This window comes from Adlercreutzia muris (genome assembly GCF_008831045.1).
GTDB classification, from domain to species: Bacteria; Actinomycetota; Coriobacteriia; order Coriobacteriales; family Eggerthellaceae; genus Adlercreutzia; species Adlercreutzia muris.
The window spans coordinates 25,316-48,035 of sequence record NZ_WAJS01000008.1 but is presented as its reverse complement, the minus strand read 5'-3'; the positions used below and the strand labels follow the sequence as shown (position 1 = coordinate 48,035).

Genomic DNA, 22,720 nt, shown 5'->3' with positions numbered 1-22,720 from the left:
GTGCTTCGGAAGGAGCTGACTATGAACGATATGAAAGCAATGGCGCGGCCGTTCCTCACGCTGTACGCCATGGCGCTCGTGATAGCGATTCTGGCCCGCATCGGGCTTACCGTGGCCGGGGGCACCGGCGTGCTCGCCTTCGACTACATCTCGGCCTCGGGCGTGCCCATTTTGGATGTGATCTGCTCCATCCTCACGGGCTCGGCCTTCGTGGCCTTCCTGTTCGCGGCAGGGCTGGCGCTTGTGGTGTCCACGGCCGGCGCGGTGCTCTACGGGGTCCTTGCGGCCCGCGGCGACGGTCGCCCGCGCCCGGCAACGGCGTTTCTGTGGGGCTGGGCCACGGCGCTTGCGGCCGTCGTGTGCCTGGTCGTGGTGGTGCTCGGCATCCTGTCGGCGGTGCAGGTGGGCTCCATGAGCTCGAAGCTGCCGGGGCTGCCCGTCATCGTGCTGGGCGTTATCGTCTTCGCGGCCTTCCTGGGCACGTTGCTCGGTGCGGCGTCGATGGTGGTGTGCGTCTGCGTGGCCCGCGCCCGCGCGGGGCATTCCCTGGCGGCGGCCCTCATCGTGGCCTGCGCGGCCTGCGGCGCGGTGGTCATGGTGCTCACGGTGGGCACCTTCTCGGCCCTGAACGTGGCGACGGTGAGCCTGCCGGCCCTTGGCGGCTGGGTGGCGGCCGACCTGATCGTGAACGTGGTCCTGCTCTTTGGCGCCGCGGCCCTTATCCGCAGGCAGGAGGGCGCTCCGGTACCGAAGGCGAGCGCGCCGGTGCAGCCAAAGGCGGCGCTGTCGTAGCGGGCGGCGAAATGCTCTAGATTTCCTGGAGCAGGTCGTAGGCGGCCTGCTCCTTTGCTTGGCGGCGGGCGTCCAGCTCGGCCACCACAACGTGGCCGACGCGCTCGATGGCCTCGCGCTGGCCGGGGGTGAGGTGGGCCCACAGCTTCGTGGCGGCCAGCTCGTTTACCGTGGCGCTGATGAGGAACCCCTGGTAGACGCCCTCGTCGGTGAGGGCCACGTAGACCGCCTTCTTGTCGGCGGGCGACTTCAGGCGCCGCGCCCAGCCGCGCCCGACGAGGCGCTCGGTGGCCCGGGCGGCGTTCACCGGGGACAGGTGCAGGGCGCATGCCAGCTCGCCGACGCGCTCGGGGCGGTCGGTCTCGCTCAGGCGCTGTACGATGCGGCACTCGTTGAACGAGGCGCCCGTGGCCTCGCGCAGGGTTCGCTCGGTCTCGGCCCGCAAAAGCTCGATGGACACGAGGGAGCGGGTGGCGGGGAAGCGGTTGGCCATCTCCGAATTCAGCGGCGGCTCGATCTGGGCCGCCGCCGCCACGGCCGCCTCCAAAATGGTGCGATAGGTGGGGTCGGCCGTGGGGAAGTGCTCGTAGAGGCTTTCGACGAGGGCCTCGTTCACGGCGGCGACGTGGGCCGCGCCGGCATCGGTGACGCGCAGGAAGCGGGTGCGCCCGTCGGCCCGGCCGCTCTCCCGGGTCGCGAGCCCCCGGGCCTCCAACGCATCCACGGCCTGGGTGATGCCGTTGGGCTTCATGCCGAGGAGCTTTCCTAGGGCGCCCTGGTTCACGGCCTCGCCGGCTTGCAGCAGCTTGGTGAGCACCCGGTACTGGGTGATGTTCAAATCGCTGGCGGCGGCCAAGCCCCGGGCCAGGGCCTCGTGGGCCATCTCGAATGCCACGAAATAGGTGGAGTCCAGGTTGAACTTGTCTTTTTCGGAAGTGGCGCCCACAGCCCGGCTCCTTGCCTCGGGAATAGTTCATTACTGTAACAATTATAGCGCTCCGGGCGGGCGGCGGAAACGGCTAGGACGAAAGACCACAGAGGTGCGAGCGAATCGCAGCGCGGGATGGGAAGATCGCAGGGGTGCGTGCGGGCTGGAGGCACGAAAGACCGCAGGGGCCTTAGCGGGCCGGGGTGATGCGCCCCTCCCGATCCACGAAGAAGGCCTGCAGAATTTCCGGGTGCCGTTGCACGAGGGCACGACCGCGCTCGGTTCCCAGGGCGAGCAGGGTGGTGGAGAACCCCTCGGCGTCGATGGACTGCTCGCAGATGACGGTCACGCCGGCCACATCCGTTTCGGCGGGCATGCCGGTGCGCGGGTCCAGGATATGGTGGTAGAAGGTGCCGTCGGGGGCGGTGAAGCAGCGCTCGTAGATGCCGCTCGTGACGGCCGATCCCGCGGCCAGGGGCACGGCGCCGAGCAGGGTGGCCGGGTCGGCCGGGTTGCGCACCCCGATGCCCCAGGGCTCGCCCGAAGGCTTCGCCCCGCGCACGGCCACGTTGCCGCCCAGGTTCACGATGATGCCGCCCAGGTCGTGGGCGGCCAGGGCGTCGATGAGCCGGTCGGCGATCCAGCCCTTGGCAATGCCGCCCGCATCCACGGCGGCTGCCGGATCGGCCAGCCGGGCGAGGCAGGCGCCGCCCTCCTTCCACAGCTTCAGCTGGCGCCAGTCCACGTGGCGCACGGCCTCGGCCAGGGCATCGGGGTCGGGCACGGTGCCCTCGTGGAAGTTCCACAGGCGAACGGCCGGCCCCACGGTGATATCGAAGGCGCCCTCGCTGGCCGCGCAGTAGGCGGCGGCGCGCGAGAGCAGGTCGTAGGTGAGGGGGTCCACGGCCACCGCCGCACCGCCGGCGCCGTTCACGCGGGCGATGTCGGAGTGGGGGAGCGTGCGGCTGAACAGGCGCTCGTAGGTGCGGCAGAGGGCGCGGGCCTCGTCGAAGGCGGCCGCGCAGGCCCCGTCCTCGCCGTAGGCCTCGATATCCACCACGGTGTTGAAGGCGAGGAAGCGCACGGCGGCCGGCTTGCCGGCTTCGGCGGCGCGGAGCTGGACGAAGGCCTCGTCGGGAATGGGGTCGGTATGTTGCCCGTTTTCGTTTTCCATGGCCGTAAGTATAGCGCACATCCTGTAGTATCATGGGCCGACGACATGCGAAGACGCGGGCCCCGTTTGGCGCGGGCCCTCTAGGAGAAAGGCGCTCACGTGAAGGCTCTCATTCCCGCGGCGGGGCTCGGCACCCGCTTCCTGCCGGCTACGAAGGCCCAGCCTAAGGAGATGCTGCTGGTGGTGGACCGTCCGGCCATCCAGTACGTGGTGGAGGAGGGCCTGGCCTCCGGGGCCGATGGGGTCGTCATCATCAACAGCCGCGAGAAGCGGGCCATCGAGGAGCATTTCTCCCCGAACCCCGAACTGGTGGCCCTGCTGCGCGAGCGCGGCAAGGATGGCTACGCCGATGCCGTGGAGGCCGTGGGCAACTACCCGGTGAGCTACGTGTACCAGGAAGAGGCCCTGGGCCTCGGCCATGCAGTGCGCTGCGCCGCCGAGGCCTGCGCCGGCGAGCCCTTCTACGTGCTGCTGGGCGATGTGCTCGTGCCCGATAACAAGATGCTGCCGGCCATGAAGGCGGTGTCGGACGCCCACGGCGGCGCGAGCGTCATCGCCGTCATGCCCGTGCCCGACGACGAGGTGAGCCGCTTCGGCGTCATCGCCGGCGCGGCTGTGGCCGACGATGTGTGGAAGGTGGACTCGCTGGTGGAGAAGCCGGCGCTGGAGGATGCCCCCAGCAACCTGGCCGTGTTCGGCCGCTACCTGCTCTCGCCGAGGGTCATGGAGCTTCTGGCCGATGTTCAGCCCGGCGTGGGCGGCGAGATCCAGCTGACCGACGCGCTGGACGCGGTGCTCGCCGAGGAGGAGCTGTACGCGCTCGTGGTGGATCCGGCCGACGGCTTCGACACCGGCACGGTGGAGAGCTGGCTCGAGACCAACAACATTCTGTTCCAGCGGAAAAACGGCTAGGAGTCGCCAGCGCGGCGCGGCCTCTCGGAGGCACGGCGCCGGGCGCTTCCGGGGGCCGGGCGCGAAGTTCGCAGCGAGGGTGTCCCGGCGGCTCGGGAGGGGGTGCCCGGACCTCGCTTCCGCGACCGTCGCAACGGCGTCGACGGGTTGTTACCGCTGATGGGAATTCTTCTCAATTCTGAAGAATTGCTTAAAGATGACCCGTTGAATCCACAAGTTCCCCACCTTCGCGTCATAGGGAATTCAAGGGCGGTTGTTATACTGAGCCCAGCAAGTGAGACAACCCCCTCCGATCACTTGCCTGCTTTGTCTCTGAAAAGCAGAAAGCGGCTCCTGAGAGAGTCGCATCCCCCCTCCTTCTGGCCCGGCTGGCCCCCTCCAGCCGGGCCGCTTCTTTTCTCGCACCCGTTCTTGGCGCCCGCGCAGAGCTCGTACACGGGCCTTTCGCCCGAAAGTCAACGAAAAGCGGCGAGGTCGGCATTACACTGAGCGCTTAGGCTGGCAAACGGAAAGGCACGTCCCCTTCATGATTTGGCATTGCGGTCGCTTCGACTTCGATACATCGACGCCCATCGTCATGGGCATTCTGAACATCACTCCCGACTCGTTCTCCGACGGAGGCCTCTATCTGGATGCCGACGCGGCGGTGGAGCACGCCCTGGCTATGGTGGACGCGGGCGCGGCCATCGTCGACGTGGGCGGCGAGTCCACCCGCCCCGGTTCCGATGCGGTAGACCCGGCCGAGGAATGGGAGCGCATCGGGGCCGTGATCGCGGCCCTGGCCGAGCGCGGGCTGTGCGTGTCGGTGGACACGCGCCACGCCGAGGTGGCCTCCCGGGCCCTGGCCGCGGGCGCGTCCATCGTCAACGACGTGTCCGGCTTCCGCGATCCCGCCATGGCGCAGGTCGCGGCGAAGAGCGGCTGCGGCTGCGTGGTGATGCACATGGCCGGCGAGCCGAAGACCATGCAGGACAACCCCGTCTACGACGATGTGGTGGCCGAGGTGCGCGACTACCTGCGCGATGCGGCCGCCGCCCTCGAGGAAGCGGGCGTCGACCGGTCCCGCATCTGCATCGATCCGGGTCCCGGCTTCGGGAAGACCCCCAAGCAGACCATCGAGCTCATGCGCAACCTCCATGAGCTCGTGCACCTGGGCTATCCGGTCATGGTAGCCGCCTCCCGCAAGAGCTACGTGGGCTACGCCTACGGCGTGGAAGAGCCCCACGAGCGCGACGTGGCCTCGGCCGCCGAGGCACTGCTCGCCTGCGAGCTGGGGGCGAGCGTGGTGCGCACCCACAACGTGCCCCTCACGGTAGCGGCCCTGGGCGACCTGCGCCCGGCTGTGGTACTGGGCCTGGGATCCAATGTGGCTTTAGTGGCCGAACCCGGCGAGGAGACCGAGGCGAAGATCGCCCAGATCAATCTCGCCGTGGGACAGCTATGCGGCCTGCCGGACACCCAGATCATCGACATGGCCCCCTTCTACGAGAGCGAGCCGGCCTACTATACCGATCAGGACGCCTTCGTGAACACCGTCGTGCTGCTGCGCACTGGGCTGCCGCCTAAGGAGCTGCTCGGCTACCTCCACGGCATCGAGAACTCCTTTGGCCGCGTGCGCACCATGGAGAACGGCCCGCGCACCTTGGACCTGGATATCGTGGACTACCAGATGTACGTGGCCTCCGACGACGAGCTCACCCTGCCGCACCCCCGTGCCTGTGAGCGCGACTTTGTGGTGCGCCCCCTGCTCGACATCCTGCCCGGCTACGAGCTGGCCGACGGTACGGCCGTCGGGGCGGTTCCCGCGGCCGAGCGCGTGGGGAAGGCGAGGAGGTTGTAGATGAAGCTCACGGTTATCGACGAGGTGACCTCGACCAACGAGGTGGTGAAGGAGGCCCTGCGCGAGGGCAAGGCCGAGGGGCTCGTGGTGCGGGCCCGGCGCCAGTCCGGCGGCTACGGCCGCCAGGGCCGCGGCTGGGACAGCCCCGAGGGCGGCCTGTACATGTCGCTGCTGCTGCGTCCCGATGTGGCCGGCAGCGGTCTGGCCACGCTCAGCCTAGTGGCGGGCCTGTCCGTGCAGCGGGCCCTGGCGGCCATGGCCGACCCCTCCGTTGAGGATGGCATCCAGCTGAAATGGCCCAACGACGTGGTGTACATGCCCGCCGACTGCGAGCGGGCCGACGAGTACCGCAAGCTCTGCGGCATCTCGCTGGAGTCTTGCGGGGGAGGGGTGTGCGTGGGCATCGGTGTCAACGTGTTCCCGCCCGACGTGGAGCGTCCTATCGAGGGCCGCAACATCCCCGAGTACCTAGCCGATCTCATGATGGATCCCGCTTCCAGCCCCGCCCATCCCTCCACCGTCCGCGCAACCATCGAGGCGCTCGACGAGCCAGAGCAGGCGGCGCGGCGCGAGGAGCTCATCACCGACGTGCAGCGCGAGGTGCTCGCCCGGGTGCTGGTGAACTACGGTCGCTGGCGCGAGCTGGGCTTCCAGCCTTCCCTGGCCACCTACGAGGCGGTGTCGTTCTTGGATGGGCGCCCCCTGCGCATCGAGACCATCGGCGGGGCGACCACGGTGGAGGGCGTCGGCGCCGGCGTGGACGAGCGCGGCCGGCTGCTCGTGCGTACCGCTGACGGCGTGGTGCCCGTCGCCTCGGGGGAGGCCCACGTCGTTCCGCTGCCCTAGGGTCTACAATGGCGCTCGGCGTTTTTTGAGGAAAGGCACGAGCCCCATGGACGAATCGAAGCAGAGCGAACCTAGCGAACCTGTGACACCTACCGACCGCACTCCGGTCGCCGGTGGCTCCGACGCGGGGGCGGCCGCGACTGAGGGCGGTGCCGGCCGTCCCGATGAGGACGCGGCGTTGGACGACCGGGGAGAGGCGCTGCGCGGCCACTCGGCCGGCGACGAGAAGGTGCTGCGCATGGGCACCGCCTCCATTCCGCGGCTCATCACCGAGTTCGCCATCCCGTCGGTGGTGGGCATGCTCATCAACGGCTCCTACGCCATCATCGACTCGGTGTTCCTCGGCCATGCCGTGGGCGAGATCGGCCTTTCAGCCATGACCGTGGCCAATCCCATCATGATCGTGTTCATGGCCCTGGCCATGCTCATCGGCAACGGCGGCAACGCTCTGGCGGCCCTGCGCCTGGGGGAGGGCCGGCGCGAAGATGCCGAACGGGCCCTGGGTAACGTGGTGTCCCTGAGCCTGTTGGCCGCCGTGGTGGTGCTGTTCATCGGATGGAACCCCGTGCTCGTGAACGGGGTGCTCGACCTTGCCTCGGCCACCGAGGAAGTGCGTCCCTACGCCCTCACGTTCATTCAGATCCTCTGCTCGGGCTTCCTGCTCCAGTGCATCGGCATGGGCGTGAACAACTTCATCCGCACGTGCGGTGCCCCGAACCGGGCCCTCGGCACCATGGTGGTGGGCCTCGCGAGCTCGGTGGCCTTCAACTTCCTGTTCGTCATCATGCTCGGCTGGGGAGTGGCCGGCAGCGGCCTGGCCACGGTGCTCGGCTGGGGTTGCTCTTGTGCCACGGTGCTGTGGTACTTCTGCGGCCGCACCGATGTGCCCATGCGCCTGTCTGTGCGCTCCATGGTTCCGAACGTGCCCCTCATCGTCACTATTCTGGGCTATGGGCTCCCGAGTTTCTGCGTGCAGGCCGGCATGGCCGTGGTGAATTTCGTTATCAACTTCCAACTCGTGAAATACGGTGCCCTCACTCCCATCGGTGCCGACGATGCCCTGGCGGCCATTGGGGTGGTGCAGCGTATCGGCCAGTTCACCGTCATGCCCCTCATCGGCATCGCCATCGCCCTGCAGCCGCTGCTCGGCTTCAATTACGGTGCCCGCAAGGTGGCCCGGGTGCGCAAGACGCTGTGGTACGGCATCGGGGCCGCCACCTCCATCGCTGTGGTCATGTTCGCTGGGGTGGAGCTATTCGCCGTCCCCATCGCCCACGGCTTCGGCATCAAGCACGACGGGCTCGTGGACTTCACCGCCTTCGCCCTCCGAGTGCAGTTCCTCATTCTGCCCTTTGTGGGCTTTCAGATCGTGAGCGCCAACTACTTCCAGGCCACAGGCCAGCCGGCCAAGTCGGTGCTCCTCACGCTGACGCGGCAGATCCTGTTCCTTGTGCCGCTGCTGTACCTCATGCCCGAGATGCTGCCCTCTCTGGCCCCGGGGCTCACGGGCCTCGATGCCCTGTACTTCGCCGCTCCCGTCTCCGATCTGCTGGCCACGGGCACCACGGCCGTCTTCATCGCATGGGAGATGGTGCGCCTGCGCCGCTTGGCCCGACTGTGCGCCCAGGGCGCGGAGGCCTGAGGCTGTGGCATCCATATTTTGTGCATATGCTCAAAACTGATCAAATCGCTTCCCGTTGGCCGTTCAGGGGCGACTCTGGCGTCTGAAGCGCACGGCGTCCCGTAGTATCTCCCTCGTCGAAAGGAGATATGACCATGGAAACCGCACGCACGAAAACCAGCGCTTCCGCGCGCACCCGTTCCGTGGCCTTTGTAGGCCTGACCATTGCCATCATGGCGGTATCGGCATGGGTAACCGTACCTCTGGGGCCGGTGCCCTTCACGTTGCAGATGTTCGCCATCACCTTCGCCATCGTGGTGCTGCGGCCCAAGGAGGCCATCGCCGCCATCGCGGGCTATCTGCTCCTCGGCGCCGTGGGCGTGCCGGTGTTCTCCGGTATGCGCGGGGGCCTCGGGGTGCTGGCCGGTCCCACGGGCGGCTTTCTGTGGGGCTACCTCCTTGGCGTGAGCGCCGCGGTGCTGTTCCTGCATCTGGCGCGTCCGGGCCGCGGCTCGGGCCCCGCCCGCGGCCCGCGGCCCACGGCCGCCGAGCGGGCCGCCCTCGCGCCGGCCCAGCGGGCCGTGGCGTTCCTGCGCGCCTTCGGGGTCGATCTGGCGGCCGGCCTCATCTTCACGGCCGTGGCCTACGTCTGCGGCTGCGTCCAGTACATGGCCGTGGGTCAGGTGGACCTCATGACGGCCTTCCTCACGGCTGTGGCCCCCTTCATGGTGGTGGACGCCTGCAAGATCGTGGCCGCCGTCATCTGCGCCGACGCCGTGAAGGCCGTGGTGAAGTAGGCCGTTTGGGCGAATTGGAATATGCGCCGCCCTCTGATCGGGAGGCGTGACAACAAGCAAGGGGCTCCCATCTGGGAGCCCCTTGGCGCTTAAGATGAGGTGCGTTGGTTACGCCTTGAAGCGGTAGCCGTAGCCGCGGACGGTCTCCACGAGGGCCGGATCGTAGCCGGCGGCGTGGATTTTGTCGCGCAGGCGCTTGATGTGGGTGTCCACGGTCTTCGTCTCGGTGAGGTACTCCCAGCCCCAGGCGTCGCGGAGCAGGTCCTCGCGGGAGACCACCTTGCCGGCGTTCTTCATGAGGGAGGCCAGCAGCTCGAACTCGCGGGGGGTGAGGTCGATCTCGCCGTGGTCGCCGGCGGCGGTGTGGGCGTCCTCGTCGAGCGTGATGCCCGAGGCGGTGATGGAGTTGGAGGCCCCGGGGAACTCGCCGCCCTGGCCGCGGCGCAGCAGGGCGCGCACGCGGGCGATGAGCTCGCGCACGCCGAAGGGCTTGGCCAGGTAGTCGTCGCCGCCGATTTCCAGGCCCACCACCTTGTCGAGCTCGGTGTCGCGGGCCGACAGGAACAGCACGGGGGCCGTAGTTTTGGAACGAAGGCGGCGGCACAGCTCGTAGCCGTCCATTCCCGGCAACATGATGTCGAGGACGAACAGATCGTAGTTGTTCGCGCTCGCGAGGGCGAAGGCCTCCTCGCCGTTGTCGACGACGTCGGCGTCGTAGCCTTCCTTCCGCAACGCGTAGCTGACGAATTCAGTGATCGATGGCTCGTCGTCAACGACAAGGATTCGGCTCGGTGTCTCAATCATAATCTTGCCTTTCTCTCGTCATGTCGACGATTGCCCTGCGGGGGCAGATCGTTTAATCCTTGATATAATCAAGCACCGTGTTCACTATAAACACTGTGTCATATTTTACTGGAAAACTGAGGAAGATTGTCATAATTATGTTACTTGCTATTGACATAGGGAATACCCATACCGTTATCGGGGCCTACGACGGTGAGCGACTCGCTGCCATGTGGCGCGTGGCCACGGATCGTTCGGTGACCGCCGACCAGCTGCGGGCGACCCTTTCCTCGCTTTTCGCCCTGGATGATCTCGCCCTGACCGAGGTGCGGGCCTCGGCTGTGGCCTCGGTGGTACCCCAGCTCAGCCGCGCATGGATACAGGCCATCGCCGACGCCACGGGCACCGCGCCCCTTGTGTGCTCGGCCGAGACGGCCGCCGGGCTCTTCGAGGCCGACTACCCCCGTCCTCACGAGATCGGCGCCGATCGCGTGGCCGATGCCGTGGCCGCCCGCAGCCTCTATGGGGCCCCGGTCGTGGTGGTCGATTTCGGTACCGCCACCAACATCGAGGTGATCGACGGCGAGGGGCGCTTCCGTGGCGGCGTCATCGCGCCGGGCGTGCAGACTTCGGCCAACGCCCTATTCGCCTGTGGGGCCCAGCTGCCCGACATCGCGCTGGTGGTGCCTCCTGCCCCCATCGGCACCTCCACGGTGGAGGCCATCCAGGCCGGCATCATGCTGGGGGAGGCCGACCGGGTGGACGGTCTGGTGCGCCGCATCTTTGCCCAGATGGGCTACGAGGCCCCGGTCATCGCCACGGGCGGCCTGGCCCCGGTGGTGGCGCCCCATTCCGCCACCATCTCCGCAGTGAACCCGGAGCTGACCCTCCACGGCCTGCGCCTCATTGCCGAGCGGGCCCAATAGGGGGGCTCTGGCACTGCGGGCACGGGAACCGCGCCCGATCGGCGTCGGGAGGGACGGGCGCTGTCGTCCTGTCTCGGGGCGCCGGCCCCGATGCCGGCGCGGAACGCATCGCGGGAGCGGTCGCGTCCGGCCTTGCTGCCGGCGCAGGGCCGTATCGCGGGGAAGTTGTGCCCTTGGGGGAACGGTGCGGGCCACCGTGCGGTTCCATGGCTAGAATGGGGATGCGCCCGCAGCGTGCGGGCGCATTCGTCAAAGGAGGCTGCCAGGACGTTCCCGGCGCCGCGACATGAGAAAGAGGGCCCGACGTGTTGACCGACATTGAAATTGCCCAGGCGACCGAACCGAAACCCATTGGCGAGATCGCCGCCATTGCCGGCGTCGACGAGAAGTACCTTGAGCTGTACGGCAACTACAAGGCCAAGGTGGATTTCAACCTCCTGCGCGAGGAGGAGCACGCCCCAGGCAAGCTCATCCTGGTGACCGCCATCAACCCCACGCCCGCCGGCGAGGGCAAGACCACCACCACCGTCGGGCTCGCCGATGCCCTGGCCCAGCGCGGCAAGAACGTGGTCGTGGCCCTGCGCGAGCCGTCGCTCGGGCCCGTGTTCGGCATCAAGGGCGGCGCCGCCGGCGGCGGGTACGCCCAGGTGGTGCCCATGGAGGACATCAACCTGCACTTCACCGGCGACTTCCACGCCATCGGGGCTGCCAACAACCTGCTCGCGGCTTTGCTGGACGCCCATATCCAGAACGGCAACGAGCTGAACATCGATGTCCGCAAGATCACCTGGAAGCGCGTGGTGGACATGAACGACCGCCAGCTGCGCCACATCGTGGACGGCCTCGGCGGCAAGGCCCACGGTGTGCCCCGCGAGGACGGCTTCGACATCACCGTGGCCAGCGAGGTTATGGCCATCTTCTGCTTGGCCACCTCCATCACCGACCTGAAGGAGCGCCTGGGCCGCATCGTGGTGGGCTACACCTACGATGACAAGCCGGTCACGGCCCACGATCTGAAGGCCGAGGGCGCCATGGCCGCGCTTCTGAAGGACGCCCTGAAGCCGAACCTCGTGCAGACGCTGGAGGGTACCCCGGCCTTCGTGCACGGCGGTCCTTTCGCCAACATCGCCCACGGCTGCAACTCCATCATGGCCACCCGCATGGCCATGGCGCTGGGCGACTACTGCGTGACCGAGGCCGGCTTCGGCGCCGATCTGGGCGCGGAGAAGTTCCTCGACATCAAGTGCCGCCTGGCCGGCCTCGCGCCCGATGCCGTGGTGGTGGTGGCCACCGTGCGCGCGCTCAAGAACCACGGCGGCGTGGCCAAGGCCGACCTGAACGAGGAGAACCTGGAAGCGCTGGAGGCGGGCTTGCCGAACCTGCTGCAGCACGTGGAGAACATCACGAATGTGTACAACCTGCCCTGCGTGGTGGCCATCAACGCCTTCCCGACCGACACCAAGGCCGAGCTGGATTTGGTGGAGGCCAAGTGCCGCGAGCTGGGCGTGAACGTGGCCCTGTCCGAGGTGTGGGCCAAGGGCGGCGAGGGCGGCCTGGCCCTAGCCGACGAGGTGGTGGCCCTCTGCGAGAGCGGAGACGCGGCCGGCCGCTCGGCCGAGACGTTCTCGTTCTCCTATGAGAGCGACCTTTCCATCGCCGAGAAGATCGAGGCCATTGCCAAGCGGGTCTACCGGGCCGACGGCGTGGTGTTCGAGCCGGCCGCGCAGAAGGAGATCGCGTCGTTGGAGGCCCTGGGCTTCGGGGCCATGCCCGTGTGCATGGCCAAGACCCAGTACTCGTTCTCGGACGATGCCACGAAGCTGGGCGCTCCCCGCGACTTCACCGTCACGGTGCGCCAGGTGAAGGTGTCGGCCGGTGCCGGCTTCATCGTGGCGCTGACTGGCTCCATTATGACCATGCCCGGCCTGGGCAAGGCCCCGGCCGCCCATAAGATTGACGTGCTGGAAGACGGCACCATTGTTGGGTTGTTCTAGGCAATAAATAGCATGTAAAAACAGCCCCTAGGCGAATAGCTTGGGGCTGTTTTCGTGTTAGAATGGCGGCACTGGCAAAGTCCGATGCGGGCGGCGCTTCTTGAGAGAGGAGTGACGCCTTATGCTGAAAGAAGTTCTCATTCTCGTTTTAACGGCACTGCCCAACTGGATGGCCCTGGCGCTTATGGGGCTCGACAGGTACGAGCGATGGAAGTATAAGCAATCGGATGGAGCGGGAGAACAGTAAAAAGCCCGGCGGCAACCGGGCTTAATCGTCAACACCGCGCCGCCCGTACCCAGGCTAGCAACCTACGGGCTTTGCCAGTGCCCTTGCAGTATAGCTGATTTTTTTACGAAAGACAATGGGTCGAAGCGTGCGATTGGGAGAATCATGGTAAACACCGAGTTCATCGAGGCGCTGGCGTCGAAGGCGCCCACACCGGGCGGTGGCGGGGCGAGCGCCTACGTGGGGGCCCTGGCGAGTGCCCTGGCCTCCATGGTGGGCAACCTCACCGTGGGGAAAAAGAAGTACGCTGACGTGGAGGAGCGCGTGCAGGCCGAACTGTTGGAATTGGAGGCCACGCGCTTGCGCCTTTTGGAGCTCATCGATGCCGATGCCGAGGCCTTCGCGCCCTTGGCCGCCGCTTACGGGCTGCCGCGCGGCACCGAGGAGGAAGCCGCTGCTCAGCGTGCGGCCCTGCAAGTGGCCCTCGTGGATGCCTGCGAGGTGCCGCTGGAGATTATGCGCCAGTGCGTGCAGGTAATCGAGTCCTGCGTGTTCCTGGGCTGCCACGGCTCGGTACTGGCCGTGTCCGATGCCGGAGCTGGGGCGGTGCTGGCAAAGGCGGCCCTTCTGGCGGCCAGCCTGAACGTGCGCATCAACATCGGCTCCATGGACGACGAGGCCCGGGCCGCCGCCTATCGCGAGCAGATGGAGGACCTCATCGCCGCTGGCAGCGCCCTGGCCGACGATGTGTATGCCGACGTGGTGGAGAGGCTGGGATAATGGCGAAGCTGCTCACTGGCAAGGAAGTGTCGGCGGCCCTGGTCGACGATCTGGCGCCCCGCATCGAGCGCCTGTCCGCGGTCGGCGTGACTCCGACGCTGGCCATCGTGCGGGTGGGAGTGCGTCCGGACGATCTGTCCTACGAGCGCACCGCGTGCAAGCGGGCCGAGGCCTTGGGGCTCGCCGTGCGCCGCTTCGAGCTGCCGGCCGATGCCCCCCAAGGCGAGCTGGAAGCGGTGATCGATGCGGTGAACGCCGACGACGGCATCCACGGCTGCCTCATGTTCCGCCCCTTGCCCCCCTCCATGGACGAGCGGGCCGTGTGCGATCGACTGGCCCCGGAAAAGGACATCGACGGCATCGGCTCGGCATCGCTGGCCGGGGTGTTCGCCGATACGGGGGAGGGCTTTCCCCCGGCCACGGCCCGGGCCTGTCTGGAGACCCTGGACTTCTACGACATTCCCGTTAAGGGCAAGCGGGTGGTGGTGCTCGGTCGCAGCCTGGTGATCGGGCGGCCCGTGGCCATGATGCTCTTGGCCCGCCACGCCACGGTCACCCTAGCCCATTCCCGTACCGCCGACGCGGCGGCCCATACCCGCGAGGCCGACATCGTCGTGTGCGCCACGGGCCGGGCCCGCGCTTTCGGGCCGGAGTACTTCGCGCCGGGCCAGACGGTGCTCGACGTGGGAATCAACTTCGACGAGGCGGGCAACCTCTGCGGCGATGTGGACTTCGACGCCGTGGAATCCGTGCTGGGGCCCGAAGGCGCCATCACGCCGGTGCCCCGGGGCCTCGGCGGCGTGACCACCACGGTTACCATGGCCCATGTGGTGCAGGCGGCCGAGGCTGGGCAGCGCTAGGGGCGGACGACTCGTGAAACGAGCCTTGCCCCTTGGGGGCAGATGGCGGGTATAATGGTGGCGGCCCCCTGGGGCCGCGCGCGACCGGTTCTGATTCGAGGGGAGAGAGGTTGAACAAGCTGCGTATCCTGCTGCTCGCGTTGGCCTACGCCTGCTTTTGGGCGTTGTTCGTGCTGTTTCCCTACCCGTCGAACGTAGTGCCCGAATCCTATACCTCCTACGATGCGGCCCCTGTATTCGCCAGCAACGTTGTCACGCTCATTACGATGGCCCTTTCAGGCGGGGTTCTCGTAGCGCTTCGTGACGGTCTGGCCGAGCGGGTGGCCGAAAGCACGATGGCTGTCGTTGGGTCCGGCGCCGCGCTGCTTGCCTGCGGCGCCGCGCTCATTGTCAGCGCTCATATCGGAGCGATACCGCTTTGGCTGATGGTCGCCTACCCCGCCATCGTGGCGATCTATGGCGTGGTGGTCGCCGTTGCCCTTGCGGGGGCATCGCGGCGCTTGTCTTCTCGGGACAACGCCGTCATGCTCGCCCTCTCCCTGTTCCTGTCGTTCCTGATCGGCGAGGCTATCGTGGCGCTTACGGATCCTCTGCCCACCGGGGAGATCTCCAACCCGCTCATGCCCGCCTTGGGCGGTGTCTTCCTGGTGATTCTCGGCCGCCTCGGCCGCAGTGATTCCGAGCCGCCGTCTCCGCCACGCCCTGCGTTGTCGCTTTCGGGTCGTGCTGCTGCGCTCGCGGCTGCCATTCTACTGTGCTACCTGCTGGGAAGCGGGGCGTTCATGAGCCTCTCGTCGGTGGCTCGGGGTGAGACGTGGTTTTCCGATGGATGGATCCATTGCGCCATCGCCCTTGGGCTCTACCCGGCTTTTTGCCTCTGCGCATTCGCTGCATGGCGCCAGGGTCGCGCGGGCTATCCGTGGCTCGGTTTCTTCATCCTCTGCATCGCCTGCCTCTATTGCACCGCCCTGCTGTATGCGCCGCTGGCCGTCCTATGCCGAGCTTTGATCCTGTCGAGCCGTCCCATGGCCATCATGCTGCTGTGGGTGGCGGTTCAAGAGGGGATGCGCGCGCGGGGTCTTCCTTGGTGGCAGTCCGCGGTTGTCGCGCCCATGCTCACCGTTGCCGTCGATTGCGCCATTCACGCCATCGGACTTGTCGGGCTCCCTTCCGCGCAGATGGATTCAGTCGTCAATGCCGTCATGCTCGTTACGGCCTTTGTCATGACGCTGGGGATGCTCTGGTTCGTGCGACTGCGCCTTGACGGTGCGGATCCCGCGCGCTCTGGGTACCTTGCGGGCGCCATCGATGTGTCGGCGGTTATCGCCGCTCTGGCCGACGAACATGGCTTGAGCGAGCGGGAGAGCGAAGTGCTCGGGCTGCTCTACCGCGGTAACACCCAGAAAAAGATTGCCGAGCGCTTGTTCCTGTCGGTGAACAGCATCCAAACCTATGCAAAGAGCCTCTATCGAAAGCTCGGCGTGCACTCGCGTCAAGAGCTCATCGACATGGTGAACGAGGCTGTGGACAAAGGCGACCGGGCCCGCTGAGGGGCCCGGTCGCAGGGGGGGAGGGCGAAAAGTGGTCGATTACCAGACCGAGATGGCCGTGGCGCAAGCGGGGCTGTCCCAGGCGTAGCCGCCGTCTTCCCCGATGAAGGAGTCGGCGATAGAATCGAAGCTCGCCGGGTTCGAGGGTGTCATGTCCCCAGTTAGCGCGTGGATGACGGTGTAGCGTCCGGCGGTGAAGATATGCGCGTTCGAGAAGCCGCCCGGCATGTTCCAGTTGATGCCCCCGCAGGGGTTGCCCGCCTGGATGCCGGCGGCGTAGAGGCCGGGAATGGGATTGCCCTCGCCGTCGGTCACTCGGTAGCGGTTGTCCACCATGATACCGGCGTTGATGCCCGAGATGCCCACATCTCCCTTGATGCAGAAGAACGGGGGAGTGTCTATGGCCGCCATGTCGGATCCGGCCACGCCGAAATCGTCGTCGGCGCCCTTGGCGCACAGCTCGTTGTATCGCTCGATGCTGGCCACTCCCTCCTGGACGGGAATGCCGGCCGCCTCGCAGAGCTCCTCGAGGGTATTCCCCGACACCACCGTTTCGGGATCCATCCAGGCGCTGCCCTCGCCTACGAGGGCCACCGGCGGTACGCCGGGGATGCCCTCCACGGCGCCTTCGGTCTTAGAGTCGAAGATGCGGTAGTGGATGCCGCGATCCTCGGGTTTGTAGGTGGCGGACATGGAGATGTTCAGGCTGCTCATCGGAATGGTTTCGTTGCAGAAGCGCTTGCCGTTGACATCGAGGGCCAGGAAGGGATAGAACATGAAGGGGCCGATATAGTTGGTGTGGATCTGCCGGGCGTGTCCGAGCGGTGCCATGCGCCCGCCTGCCAGAATGCCGAGGATGTGCCCGTCACCTGTGTGGTTGACCAGGCAGAGGGGGAACATGGACGCATCGCGCATGTTCCGATCCACCATAGACTCGTTGTTCATGTAATCGCCGGCGGCCAGCACTACGCCCTTTGTGGCGGTGAGCTTCACATAGGTGCCGTCTTTTTGCTTGCCGATGGCGCCGGTGATGGTGCCGTCCTCTTCCTGGACGAGCTGCACGCAGGGGGTTTCGTAGTAGAACGTGGCACCGCCGTCGGCTGCCTTTTGGGCGAGAGCGGTCATGAGGTCCTGATTCGAGGCTTGGGTCGCGTCGCAAACGGCGACAACGCTGCCGTCATCGTAGCGGATGGAGCTGTCGGTGAGGAACTCGATGGGCTCGATGCCGACGGAGCGGCCCTGGGATATCACCCACGGCACGGCTTCCTCGGCGTATTCCACATAGTAGTCGAACAAGTCGTTGTTGATCCTCCAGTCGTTAAGGCGGGCCCAGTCGCTGCGCCAGCGCTTGATGCCGGCGGGGGTGGAGTGCTCTTTTGCGACGAAGGAGCAACCGTTGCCATTGGCGGACACCACGGCCTCTTTCTGGAGACAGGCTACCTTTGCGCCCTCTTCCACGGCGGTAAGTACGGCGGGCACGCCGGCGCAGCCCGCGCCTACTACGACGATGTCGTAGGTTTCCTCGGCGGCGAACTCGGTGATCGGCTCGCGCTCTACGATGCTGAAATCGAAGTCGCTCTCCTTGAGGTCGGTGGGAAGCTCGTCGTTTGCGGTGTCGGCCAATTTCCCGCTTGCAGTGGCGGATGGGGCGCACCCCGCCATTCCCAGCAGGGCGGTTCCGGCCGCTGCGCCGATGCCGCCTTTGATGAACATTCTGCGATCCATGGTCTGCATGAGTCCCTCCTTGCACTGTTTCTTGGACGCGGACTGCGGTGCCCGAACGTCTCTTGCCAGTGATCATCATGGCCCATGAAGCCGGCTCGCGCTTCCCATGGAATGGGGATAGTTTTGCTCGGAGTGCTTCCCATAAAATGGGGAAGCACCTGTATGGAGGCGCTTTTGGAAACAGTGCCCGCATCTTCGCATTCGCCGTGCTAAGTTGGATGGGAATTGCGGGAAAAGACAAAGGAGGTCGCGCCGTCAGCCGATTGGCGCAATGATGACGCAGCGTCAGGGGCTTTCTCGTGAAATGATATGTCTTTCACTGACATTCACGAGAAGGAGAGCGACCATGCCCATCTTCACGCCCACCGAGATCACCGACAACTACATGAAGGCTTCGGTGGGGAAGGCGGCATCGCCGGCGTGGCGCCTGTTCGTCCTCGCCGTGGCCGCAGGTCTGCTCATCGGCCTAGGCGGCGTGACCTCCTCCACGGCGGCCCACGCCCTCGACAACGCCGGCATGGTGCGCCTCGTATCGGGCCTCATCTTCCCCGTGGGACTCATGATGGTCATCCTCATGGGCACCGAGCTGTTCACGGGCAACGCCCTTATGATCACGGCGGCGCTGGACGGCCGCATCACCTGGGGGCGTCTGCTGCGCAATTGGGGCATCGTGTTCACCGGCAACCTCGTGGGCGCGGTGCTTCTGGCCGCCTGCATGGCGTTCTTCGGCCAGTTGAACATCGGCGGGGGCGACTTGGCCGTGTACACGGCCAAGGTGGCGGCCGCAAAGAACGGGCTGCCGTGGGCGAACGCTTTCGTGCTGGGCATCTTCTGCAACCTCATGGTGTGCATCGCGGTGTACCAGGCCAACACCGCCCAGGACACCGCCGGTCGCATCCTCGGTATCTTCTTCCCCATCATGGGGTTTGTGCTGGCCGGCCTCGAGCACTGCGTGGCCGACATGTACTATGTGCCGGCGGGCATCTTCGCCTATATGAACCCGGCCTACACCGGCATGATCGACGCGGCCGGCATCAACACGGCCCTGCTCACCTTCGGGGACTTCATCGCGGCGAACCTCATTCCCGTCACGCTCGGCAACATCGTGGGCGGCGTGCTCGTGGGCGCGACCATGTACGCCTGTCATCGCACCAAGTCCGCGAAGTAGCTTTCCCGGGGCATCGCGCGGGCAAGCGGGCGCGAGCGGGAACGGCGTGCCGTCTGGCGGAGGCGGCACCGGTCTTCTCGGCGAGAACCGCTGTAGGGCCCCCAGCCTAAGAAATCGTAAGGAATATGGGTAATTCGGTCGGGTTTTGCGCGTTTGCCCTGGCGGGACTTGCGCTATGGGGCGCGGGCCGTAAGATAGGGCCATGGCAAACGGACTGACATACCAGCGCACCACTTCCACCCCCGAGGCGACCAAGCAGCTCGCCTCCACGTTGGCGCCCTACCTGCATCCGGGCGATGTGGTGGTGCTCGATGGCGACTTGGGCGCCGGTAAGACCCAGTTCGTGCAGGGGGTGGCCGCCGCCCTCGGCGTGCGCTCGCCGGTCACGAGTCCCACCTTCAACATTCTGCTGGAATACGGCGAGGGCCGCATTCCCGTGCGCCATTATGATCTGTACCGGCTGGACGATCGTTTCCAGCTGGAGGACATCGACTACTACAGCGCCATCGACGGCGACGGCGACGGAGTTGCCTTCGTGGAATGGGCCGAGAAGTTCCCCGAGGACATGCCCTACGACTACCTGGAGCTGACTGTCACCGTTGAGTCCGACGAGTCTCGCCGTATCGTGGCCCATTCCTACGGCAGCCGCGCTCGTCAGCTTCTGTGCGTGTGGGCCAACGACTCCAAGGCGCGTTTGGGGAAGTGTAAGCTGTAGGCGCCTGTGCCGCCGGCTGCTGTCCTGTGTTTCGCCTGCGGCGAGCCAAGGGCCGCGAGATGCGGGAAATGACGTTTTCGCGAGCCGAGGAGGCCGGCGCGCCTCCCTTTCCGGGCCAAAACCTCGCTCGAGCATGCTTGTGGTCGCAGACGAACTCGCTCAACCGTCATTTTTTGCATCTCGCGTCGGCAGTCGCGCGTCGCGGCCCGTGCCGCTCGGCGGGCCGCGGGGGCTGCGGTACAATACCGGAACGAAATACCGATACGGCATGGAAGAGGTTTCCGTGAGTACAGCTGCGCGCTCCTTCGTTCTCGCTTTCGACACCGCCAACGAGGTCATTGCCCTGGGGCTCGGGCTGCTCGATGCCGACAGGTCCGCGGTGACGGTCGTGGCCTCGGCGGAAGTGGAGGCGCGGCGGGCCTCGAACACTCAGCTCGTTCCCCGCATCGATCGCCTGTGCGCCGAAGCGGGCGCGGCCCGCGACGAGATCGCCTGCGTGGTCGTGGGCCGCGGGCCAGGGTCGTTTACCGGCGTGCGCATCGCCCTCGCCACGGCCAAGGGCATTGCGAGCGCCCTGGGCGCCGCCCTTGTGGGGGTCTCTTCCTTGGATGCCGTGGCTTGGGGCCTGTGGGACGCGGGTCTGCGCGGCACCGGTGCGGTGGTGGCCGACGCCATGCGCCGGGAGGTGTACCCGGTGCGCTTCTCGCTGACCGATGACGGCGCCGTGCGCCTGACGGCCGACCGGGTGGTGAAGGCCGCCGAGGCCGCCGAAGAGCTGGCTGCGGGCGGCCCGGCTGATTTCGTTGCCGGCGACGGACTGCGCAAGTACGGCGACTTGTTCGCCGGCGCGGGCCCCTTCGCGCCCGAGGACCGGTGGGCGCCGACGGGCTGCGGCCTGCTGCAGGCGGTGCAGGCGGCCTGGCGGGCGGGACAGTGCGACCCCCTCGACGCGCGCCGGCACGATCCCGGTCTGCTGCTGCCGGTGTACACGCGCCTGTCCGACGCCGAGGAGAACGAGCGGCAGCGCCTGGCCCGGGCCGACGACGCCCTGGCGGGCAAGCGCGGCAGCAAGCATGTGACCATGAACGACACGGCCATCGCCAACGCCCGGGCCAACGGCGAGGGCATTGCCTACAAGCCCCTGGACGCGCGGCACGGAGCCGACGTGGCGGCCCTGGAAGCCGCGGTGATGGGAACCGACGCATGGAGCGAGGCTCTGGTGGTCGACGAGCTGGGACGGGTCGACCGCGTGTGGTGGGCCGCCTACGCCGCCGACCCGAAGATGCCGCTTACGGCCGACGCGCCCTTGGTGGGCTATGCCGGCGGCTGGGTAGTGGACGGCGACGTGCAGATCCTGAAGGTGGGGGTGGATCCCGCTTGGCGCCGCCACGGCATCGCGCGTGCCTTGCTGGCCCGCGTGGCCGACGACGCGCGCAACCTGGGGGCCCGCACCTGCTCGCTGGAAGTGCGCGCGGCCAACGCGGGCGCCCAGGCGCTCTACGGGGCTCTCGGCCTGACTGTGGCGGGGAAGCGCCCGCGTTACTATTCCGACGGAGAGGATGCCGTCATCATGACGGGCCCGCTACCCACCCTGGCCCTGGCGGCCCTACCCAACGGGGAGCCGGCTGCACCGGCGCCCGCGTCCGAGCCAGGGCCGGGAACGGCGCCCAGCGGAGGCATTCCGGAAGGGGAGGCGGTGGCCGCAATGCGTCCGCTCATCCTCGCCATTGAGTCGTCCTGCGACGAGACGGCAGCCGCCGTCATCGACGGTACGGGTGCGCTGCGCTCCGATGTGGTGGCGACTCAGGTGGACTTCCACGCCCGCTTCGGCGGAGTGGTGCCCGAGATTGCCAGCCGCAAGCATATCGAGGCCATCTGCGGCGTGTGCGACGAGGCCCTGGACCGGGCCGCGGAAAGCCTCGGCTGCGCCGCCCTGGCCTGGCGCGACCTGGATGCCGTGGCCGTCACCTATGCCCCGGGGCTCGTGGGAGCGCTCGTGGTGGGGGTGGCCTTCGCCAAGGGGGCGGCCTGGGGCGCCGATCTTCCCTTCATCGTTGTGAACCACCTGGAGGGGCACCTCTACGCCAACAAGATCGGCCTGGAGGACTTTGCTCCCCCGGCGGTGGTGTCGCTAGTGTCCGGCGGCAACACCATGCTCGTGTATATGGCCGGCTGGGGCGACTACCGCGTGCTCGGTGCCACCATCGACGACGCGGTAGGCGAGGCCTTCGACAAGGTGGCCAAGGCCCTGGGGCTCGGTTATCCAGGCGGCCCGGTGGTGTCGAAGTTCGCCGCCGAGGGCGACCCCGCGGCCATTTCCTTCCCCCGGGCCATGCTGCATTCGGGAGATTTGCGCTTCTCGCTTTCAGGCTTGAAGACCGCCGTGGTCACCTACATCAACAACGAGCGCGAGGCGGGCCGCCCGCTGAACGTGCCCGACATCTGCGCGAGCTTCACGGCCGCTGTGGTGGACGTGCAGGTGGCCAAGGCCCGGACGGCCCTGGAAAAGACCGGGGCGCCGACGTTCTGCCTCGGCGGCGGCGTGGCGGCCAACCCGACGCTGCGGGCGGCCTACGAGCGGCTCTGCGCCGAGTTGGGGGTGCGGCTCGTGATGCCCCCGCTGGCCTCCTGCGGCGACAACGCCGGCATGATCGCGGAAGTGGCCCTCGACCGCTATCGCGCCGGGGCTTTCTCGCCCCTTTCCACCGATGCGGCGGCCCACGGCGATTTGGAGCAGCCCTACTGAGCCATCAAACCCGTACTGGTGACGTTCCGCTGCGGAAGGGGAGGGCCCGCGGCGGACGTCTGAGCGCCCCTTGGAGAATGCGGCCGTTAAGAAGCAGATTCCACTTCAGCAGCAGCGATGGCGGGATGGTGCCGGCCTGCGTGCATCAGCTTCTCTGCTTCTGTTGCCGCATTCGGAAAGGGATCAGCGCGAAGTCGGCCGCCGCGGGCCCTCCCCTTCCGCGACGCCAGGGCATCCCGCCTGTCTTAATACTCCCTTAATACCCGAGCGCGAACCTTAAGGGCGCGTTTATCCCCTTTTTCCTAGACTAGGTTCCATCCGGTGCGGAAGGCCGAGA

18 protein-coding genes are annotated in these 22,720 nt (G+C 67.1%); 14 read left to right on the top strand and 4 right to left on the bottom strand.

Translation table 11 applies throughout. From position 1 onward, the window contains the following. Positions 1-21 precede the first annotated feature (21 nt). Complete coding sequence (locus tag F8D48_RS03695) at positions 22-792, top strand: hypothetical protein (RefSeq protein ID WP_240806207.1); 771 nt, start codon at positions 22-24, stop codon at positions 790-792. 16 nt (positions 793-808) lie between these two features. On the opposite strand, the gene F8D48_RS03690 is transcribed toward F8D48_RS03695, so the two are convergent. Both F8D48_RS03690 and F8D48_RS03685 read right to left on the bottom strand, forming a co-directional pair. Continuing rightward, positions 809-1,738, bottom strand: a complete 930-nt coding sequence (locus F8D48_RS03690; RefSeq protein WP_240806206.1) for a MarR family transcriptional regulator — start codon at positions 1,736-1,738, stop codon at positions 809-811. 172 nt (positions 1,739-1,910) lie between these two features. Further along, the gene (locus F8D48_RS03685; RefSeq protein WP_151430007.1) at positions 1,911-2,915 is read right to left on the bottom strand and encodes an FAD:protein FMN transferase; all 1,005 of its coding nucleotides are present in this window, start codon (positions 2,913-2,915) and stop codon (positions 1,911-1,913) included. 78 nt (positions 2,916-2,993) lie between these two features. Here F8D48_RS03685 and F8D48_RS03680 point away from each other — a divergent pair, with 78 nt between their 5' ends. From F8D48_RS03680 to F8D48_RS03660, 5 genes are all read left to right on the top strand, one after another. Further along, the gene (locus tag F8D48_RS03680; protein WP_151430006.1) at positions 2,994-3,806 is read left to right on the top strand and encodes a UTP--glucose-1-phosphate uridylyltransferase; all 813 of its coding nucleotides are present in this window, start codon (positions 2,994-2,996) and stop codon (positions 3,804-3,806) included. A 526-nt stretch (positions 3,807-4,332) separates the two neighbouring features. Next, positions 4,333-5,646, top strand: a complete 1,314-nt coding sequence (gene folP, locus F8D48_RS03675; RefSeq protein WP_151430005.1) for a dihydropteroate synthase — start codon at positions 4,333-4,335, stop codon at positions 5,644-5,646. Then, the gene (locus F8D48_RS03670) at positions 5,647-6,492 is read left to right on the top strand and encodes a biotin--[acetyl-CoA-carboxylase] ligase (protein ID WP_135970250.1); all 846 of its coding nucleotides are present in this window, start codon (positions 5,647-5,649) and stop codon (positions 6,490-6,492) included. Positions 6,493-6,538: 46 nt separating this feature from the next. Further along, on the top strand, positions 6,539-8,134 hold the full coding sequence (locus F8D48_RS03665) for an MATE family efflux transporter (protein ID WP_240806205.1): 1,596 nt from the start codon (positions 6,539-6,541) through the stop codon (positions 8,132-8,134). A 134-nt stretch (positions 8,135-8,268) separates the two neighbouring features. Then, complete coding sequence (locus tag F8D48_RS03660; RefSeq protein WP_135970251.1) at positions 8,269-8,910, top strand: biotin transporter BioY; 642 nt, start codon at positions 8,269-8,271, stop codon at positions 8,908-8,910. Between the two features lie 108 nt (positions 8,911-9,018). On the opposite strand, the gene F8D48_RS03655 is transcribed toward F8D48_RS03660, so the two are convergent. Next, the gene (locus F8D48_RS03655; RefSeq protein ID WP_151430004.1) at positions 9,019-9,714 is read right to left on the bottom strand and encodes a response regulator transcription factor; all 696 of its coding nucleotides are present in this window, start codon (positions 9,712-9,714) and stop codon (positions 9,019-9,021) included. Positions 9,715-9,851: 137 nt separating this feature from the next. Here F8D48_RS03655 and F8D48_RS03650 point away from each other — a divergent pair, with 137 nt between their 5' ends. The 5 genes from F8D48_RS03650 (at position 9,852) to F8D48_RS03630 (ending at position 16,029) form a co-directional block, all read left to right on the top strand. Then, a complete protein-coding gene (locus tag F8D48_RS03650) occupies positions 9,852-10,619 on the top strand; it encodes a type III pantothenate kinase (protein ID WP_151430003.1) in 768 nt (255 codons plus the stop codon). 305 nt (positions 10,620-10,924) lie between these two features. Beyond that, positions 10,925-12,613 carry a formate--tetrahydrofolate ligase gene (locus tag F8D48_RS03645; protein ID WP_151430002.1) on the top strand — a complete coding sequence of 563 codons (1,689 nt, stop codon included), beginning with the start codon at positions 10,925-10,927 and terminating at the stop codon, positions 12,611-12,613. 391 nt (positions 12,614-13,004) lie between these two features. After that, positions 13,005-13,619 carry a cyclodeaminase/cyclohydrolase family protein gene (locus F8D48_RS03640; RefSeq protein ID WP_151430001.1) on the top strand — a complete coding sequence of 205 codons (615 nt, stop codon included), beginning with the start codon at positions 13,005-13,007 and terminating at the stop codon, positions 13,617-13,619. Further along, positions 13,619-14,479, top strand: coding sequence for a bifunctional 5,10-methylenetetrahydrofolate dehydrogenase/5,10-methenyltetrahydrofolate cyclohydrolase (locus F8D48_RS03635; RefSeq protein ID WP_151430000.1), 861 nt, complete (start codon positions 13,619-13,621; stop codon positions 14,477-14,479). The genes F8D48_RS03640 and F8D48_RS03635 overlap by 1 nt, the downstream gene beginning before the upstream one ends. Before the next feature lie 110 nt (positions 14,480-14,589). Further along, entirely contained in the window at positions 14,590-16,029 is a 1,440-nt protein-coding gene (locus F8D48_RS03630; RefSeq protein WP_151429999.1) for a helix-turn-helix transcriptional regulator, read from the top strand. Positions 16,030-16,068: 39 nt separating this feature from the next. Here the strand turns inward: F8D48_RS03630 and F8D48_RS03625 are convergent, their stop codons facing one another. Then, positions 16,069-17,763: an FAD-dependent oxidoreductase gene (locus F8D48_RS03625; RefSeq protein WP_151429998.1), complete on the bottom strand. Its 1,695-nt coding sequence runs from the start codon at positions 17,761-17,763 to the stop codon at positions 16,069-16,071. Positions 17,764-18,100: 337 nt separating this feature from the next. Between F8D48_RS03625 and F8D48_RS03620 the strand changes: the two genes are divergently transcribed. The 3 genes from F8D48_RS03620 (at position 18,101) to tsaD (ending at position 22,383) form a co-directional block, all read left to right on the top strand. Next, positions 18,101-18,922: a formate/nitrite transporter family protein gene (locus tag F8D48_RS03620; RefSeq protein ID WP_151429997.1), complete on the top strand. Its 822-nt coding sequence runs from the start codon at positions 18,101-18,103 to the stop codon at positions 18,920-18,922. 202 nt (positions 18,923-19,124) lie between these two features. Beyond that, positions 19,125-19,637: a tRNA (adenosine(37)-N6)-threonylcarbamoyltransferase complex ATPase subunit type 1 TsaE gene (gene tsaE / locus F8D48_RS03615; RefSeq protein WP_016309350.1), complete on the top strand. Its 513-nt coding sequence runs from the start codon at positions 19,125-19,127 to the stop codon at positions 19,635-19,637. 283 nt (positions 19,638-19,920) lie between these two features. Further along, a complete protein-coding gene (gene tsaD / locus F8D48_RS03610) occupies positions 19,921-22,383 on the top strand; it encodes a tRNA (adenosine(37)-N6)-threonylcarbamoyltransferase complex transferase subunit TsaD (protein ID WP_240806204.1) in 2,463 nt (820 codons plus the stop codon). Positions 22,384-22,720: the final 337 nt, after the last annotated feature.

What these genes read in the sequence shown, in the direction of transcription:
- F8D48_RS03665 (WP_240806205.1), top strand. Translation starts at nt 6,539, where the DNA reads ATGGACGAATCGAAGCAGAGCGAACCTAGCGAACCTGTGACACCTACC.
- F8D48_RS03650 (WP_151430003.1), top strand. Translation starts at nt 9,852, where the DNA reads ATGTTACTTGCTATTGACATAGGGAATACCCATACCGTTATCGGGGCC.
- F8D48_RS03670 (WP_135970250.1), top strand. Translation starts at nt 5,647, where the DNA reads ATGAAGCTCACGGTTATCGACGAGGTGACCTCGACCAACGAGGTGGTG.
- F8D48_RS03695 (WP_240806207.1), top strand. Translation starts at nt 22, where the DNA reads ATGAACGATATGAAAGCAATGGCGCGGCCGTTCCTCACGCTGTACGCC.
- F8D48_RS03620 (WP_151429997.1), top strand. Translation starts at nt 18,101, where the DNA reads ATGCCCATCTTCACGCCCACCGAGATCACCGACAACTACATGAAGGCT.
- F8D48_RS03625 (WP_151429998.1), bottom strand. Translation starts at nt 17,763, where the DNA reads ATGCAGACCATGGATCGCAGAATGTTCATCAAAGGCGGCATCGGCGCA.
- F8D48_RS03660 (WP_135970251.1), top strand. Translation starts at nt 8,269, where the DNA reads ATGGAAACCGCACGCACGAAAACCAGCGCTTCCGCGCGCACCCGTTCC.
- folP (WP_151430005.1), top strand. Translation starts at nt 4,333, where the DNA reads ATGATTTGGCATTGCGGTCGCTTCGACTTCGATACATCGACGCCCATC.
- F8D48_RS03635 (WP_151430000.1), top strand. Translation starts at nt 13,619, where the DNA reads ATGGCGAAGCTGCTCACTGGCAAGGAAGTGTCGGCGGCCCTGGTCGAC.
- F8D48_RS03685 (WP_151430007.1), bottom strand. Translation starts at nt 2,915, where the DNA reads ATGTGCGCTATACTTACGGCCATGGAAAACGAAAACGGGCAACATACC.
- F8D48_RS03655 (WP_151430004.1), bottom strand. Translation starts at nt 9,714, where the DNA reads ATGATTGAGACACCGAGCCGAATCCTTGTCGTTGACGACGAGCCATCG.
- F8D48_RS03640 (WP_151430001.1), top strand. Translation starts at nt 13,005, where the DNA reads ATGGTAAACACCGAGTTCATCGAGGCGCTGGCGTCGAAGGCGCCCACA.
- tsaE (WP_016309350.1), top strand. Translation starts at nt 19,125, where the DNA reads ATGGCAAACGGACTGACATACCAGCGCACCACTTCCACCCCCGAGGCG.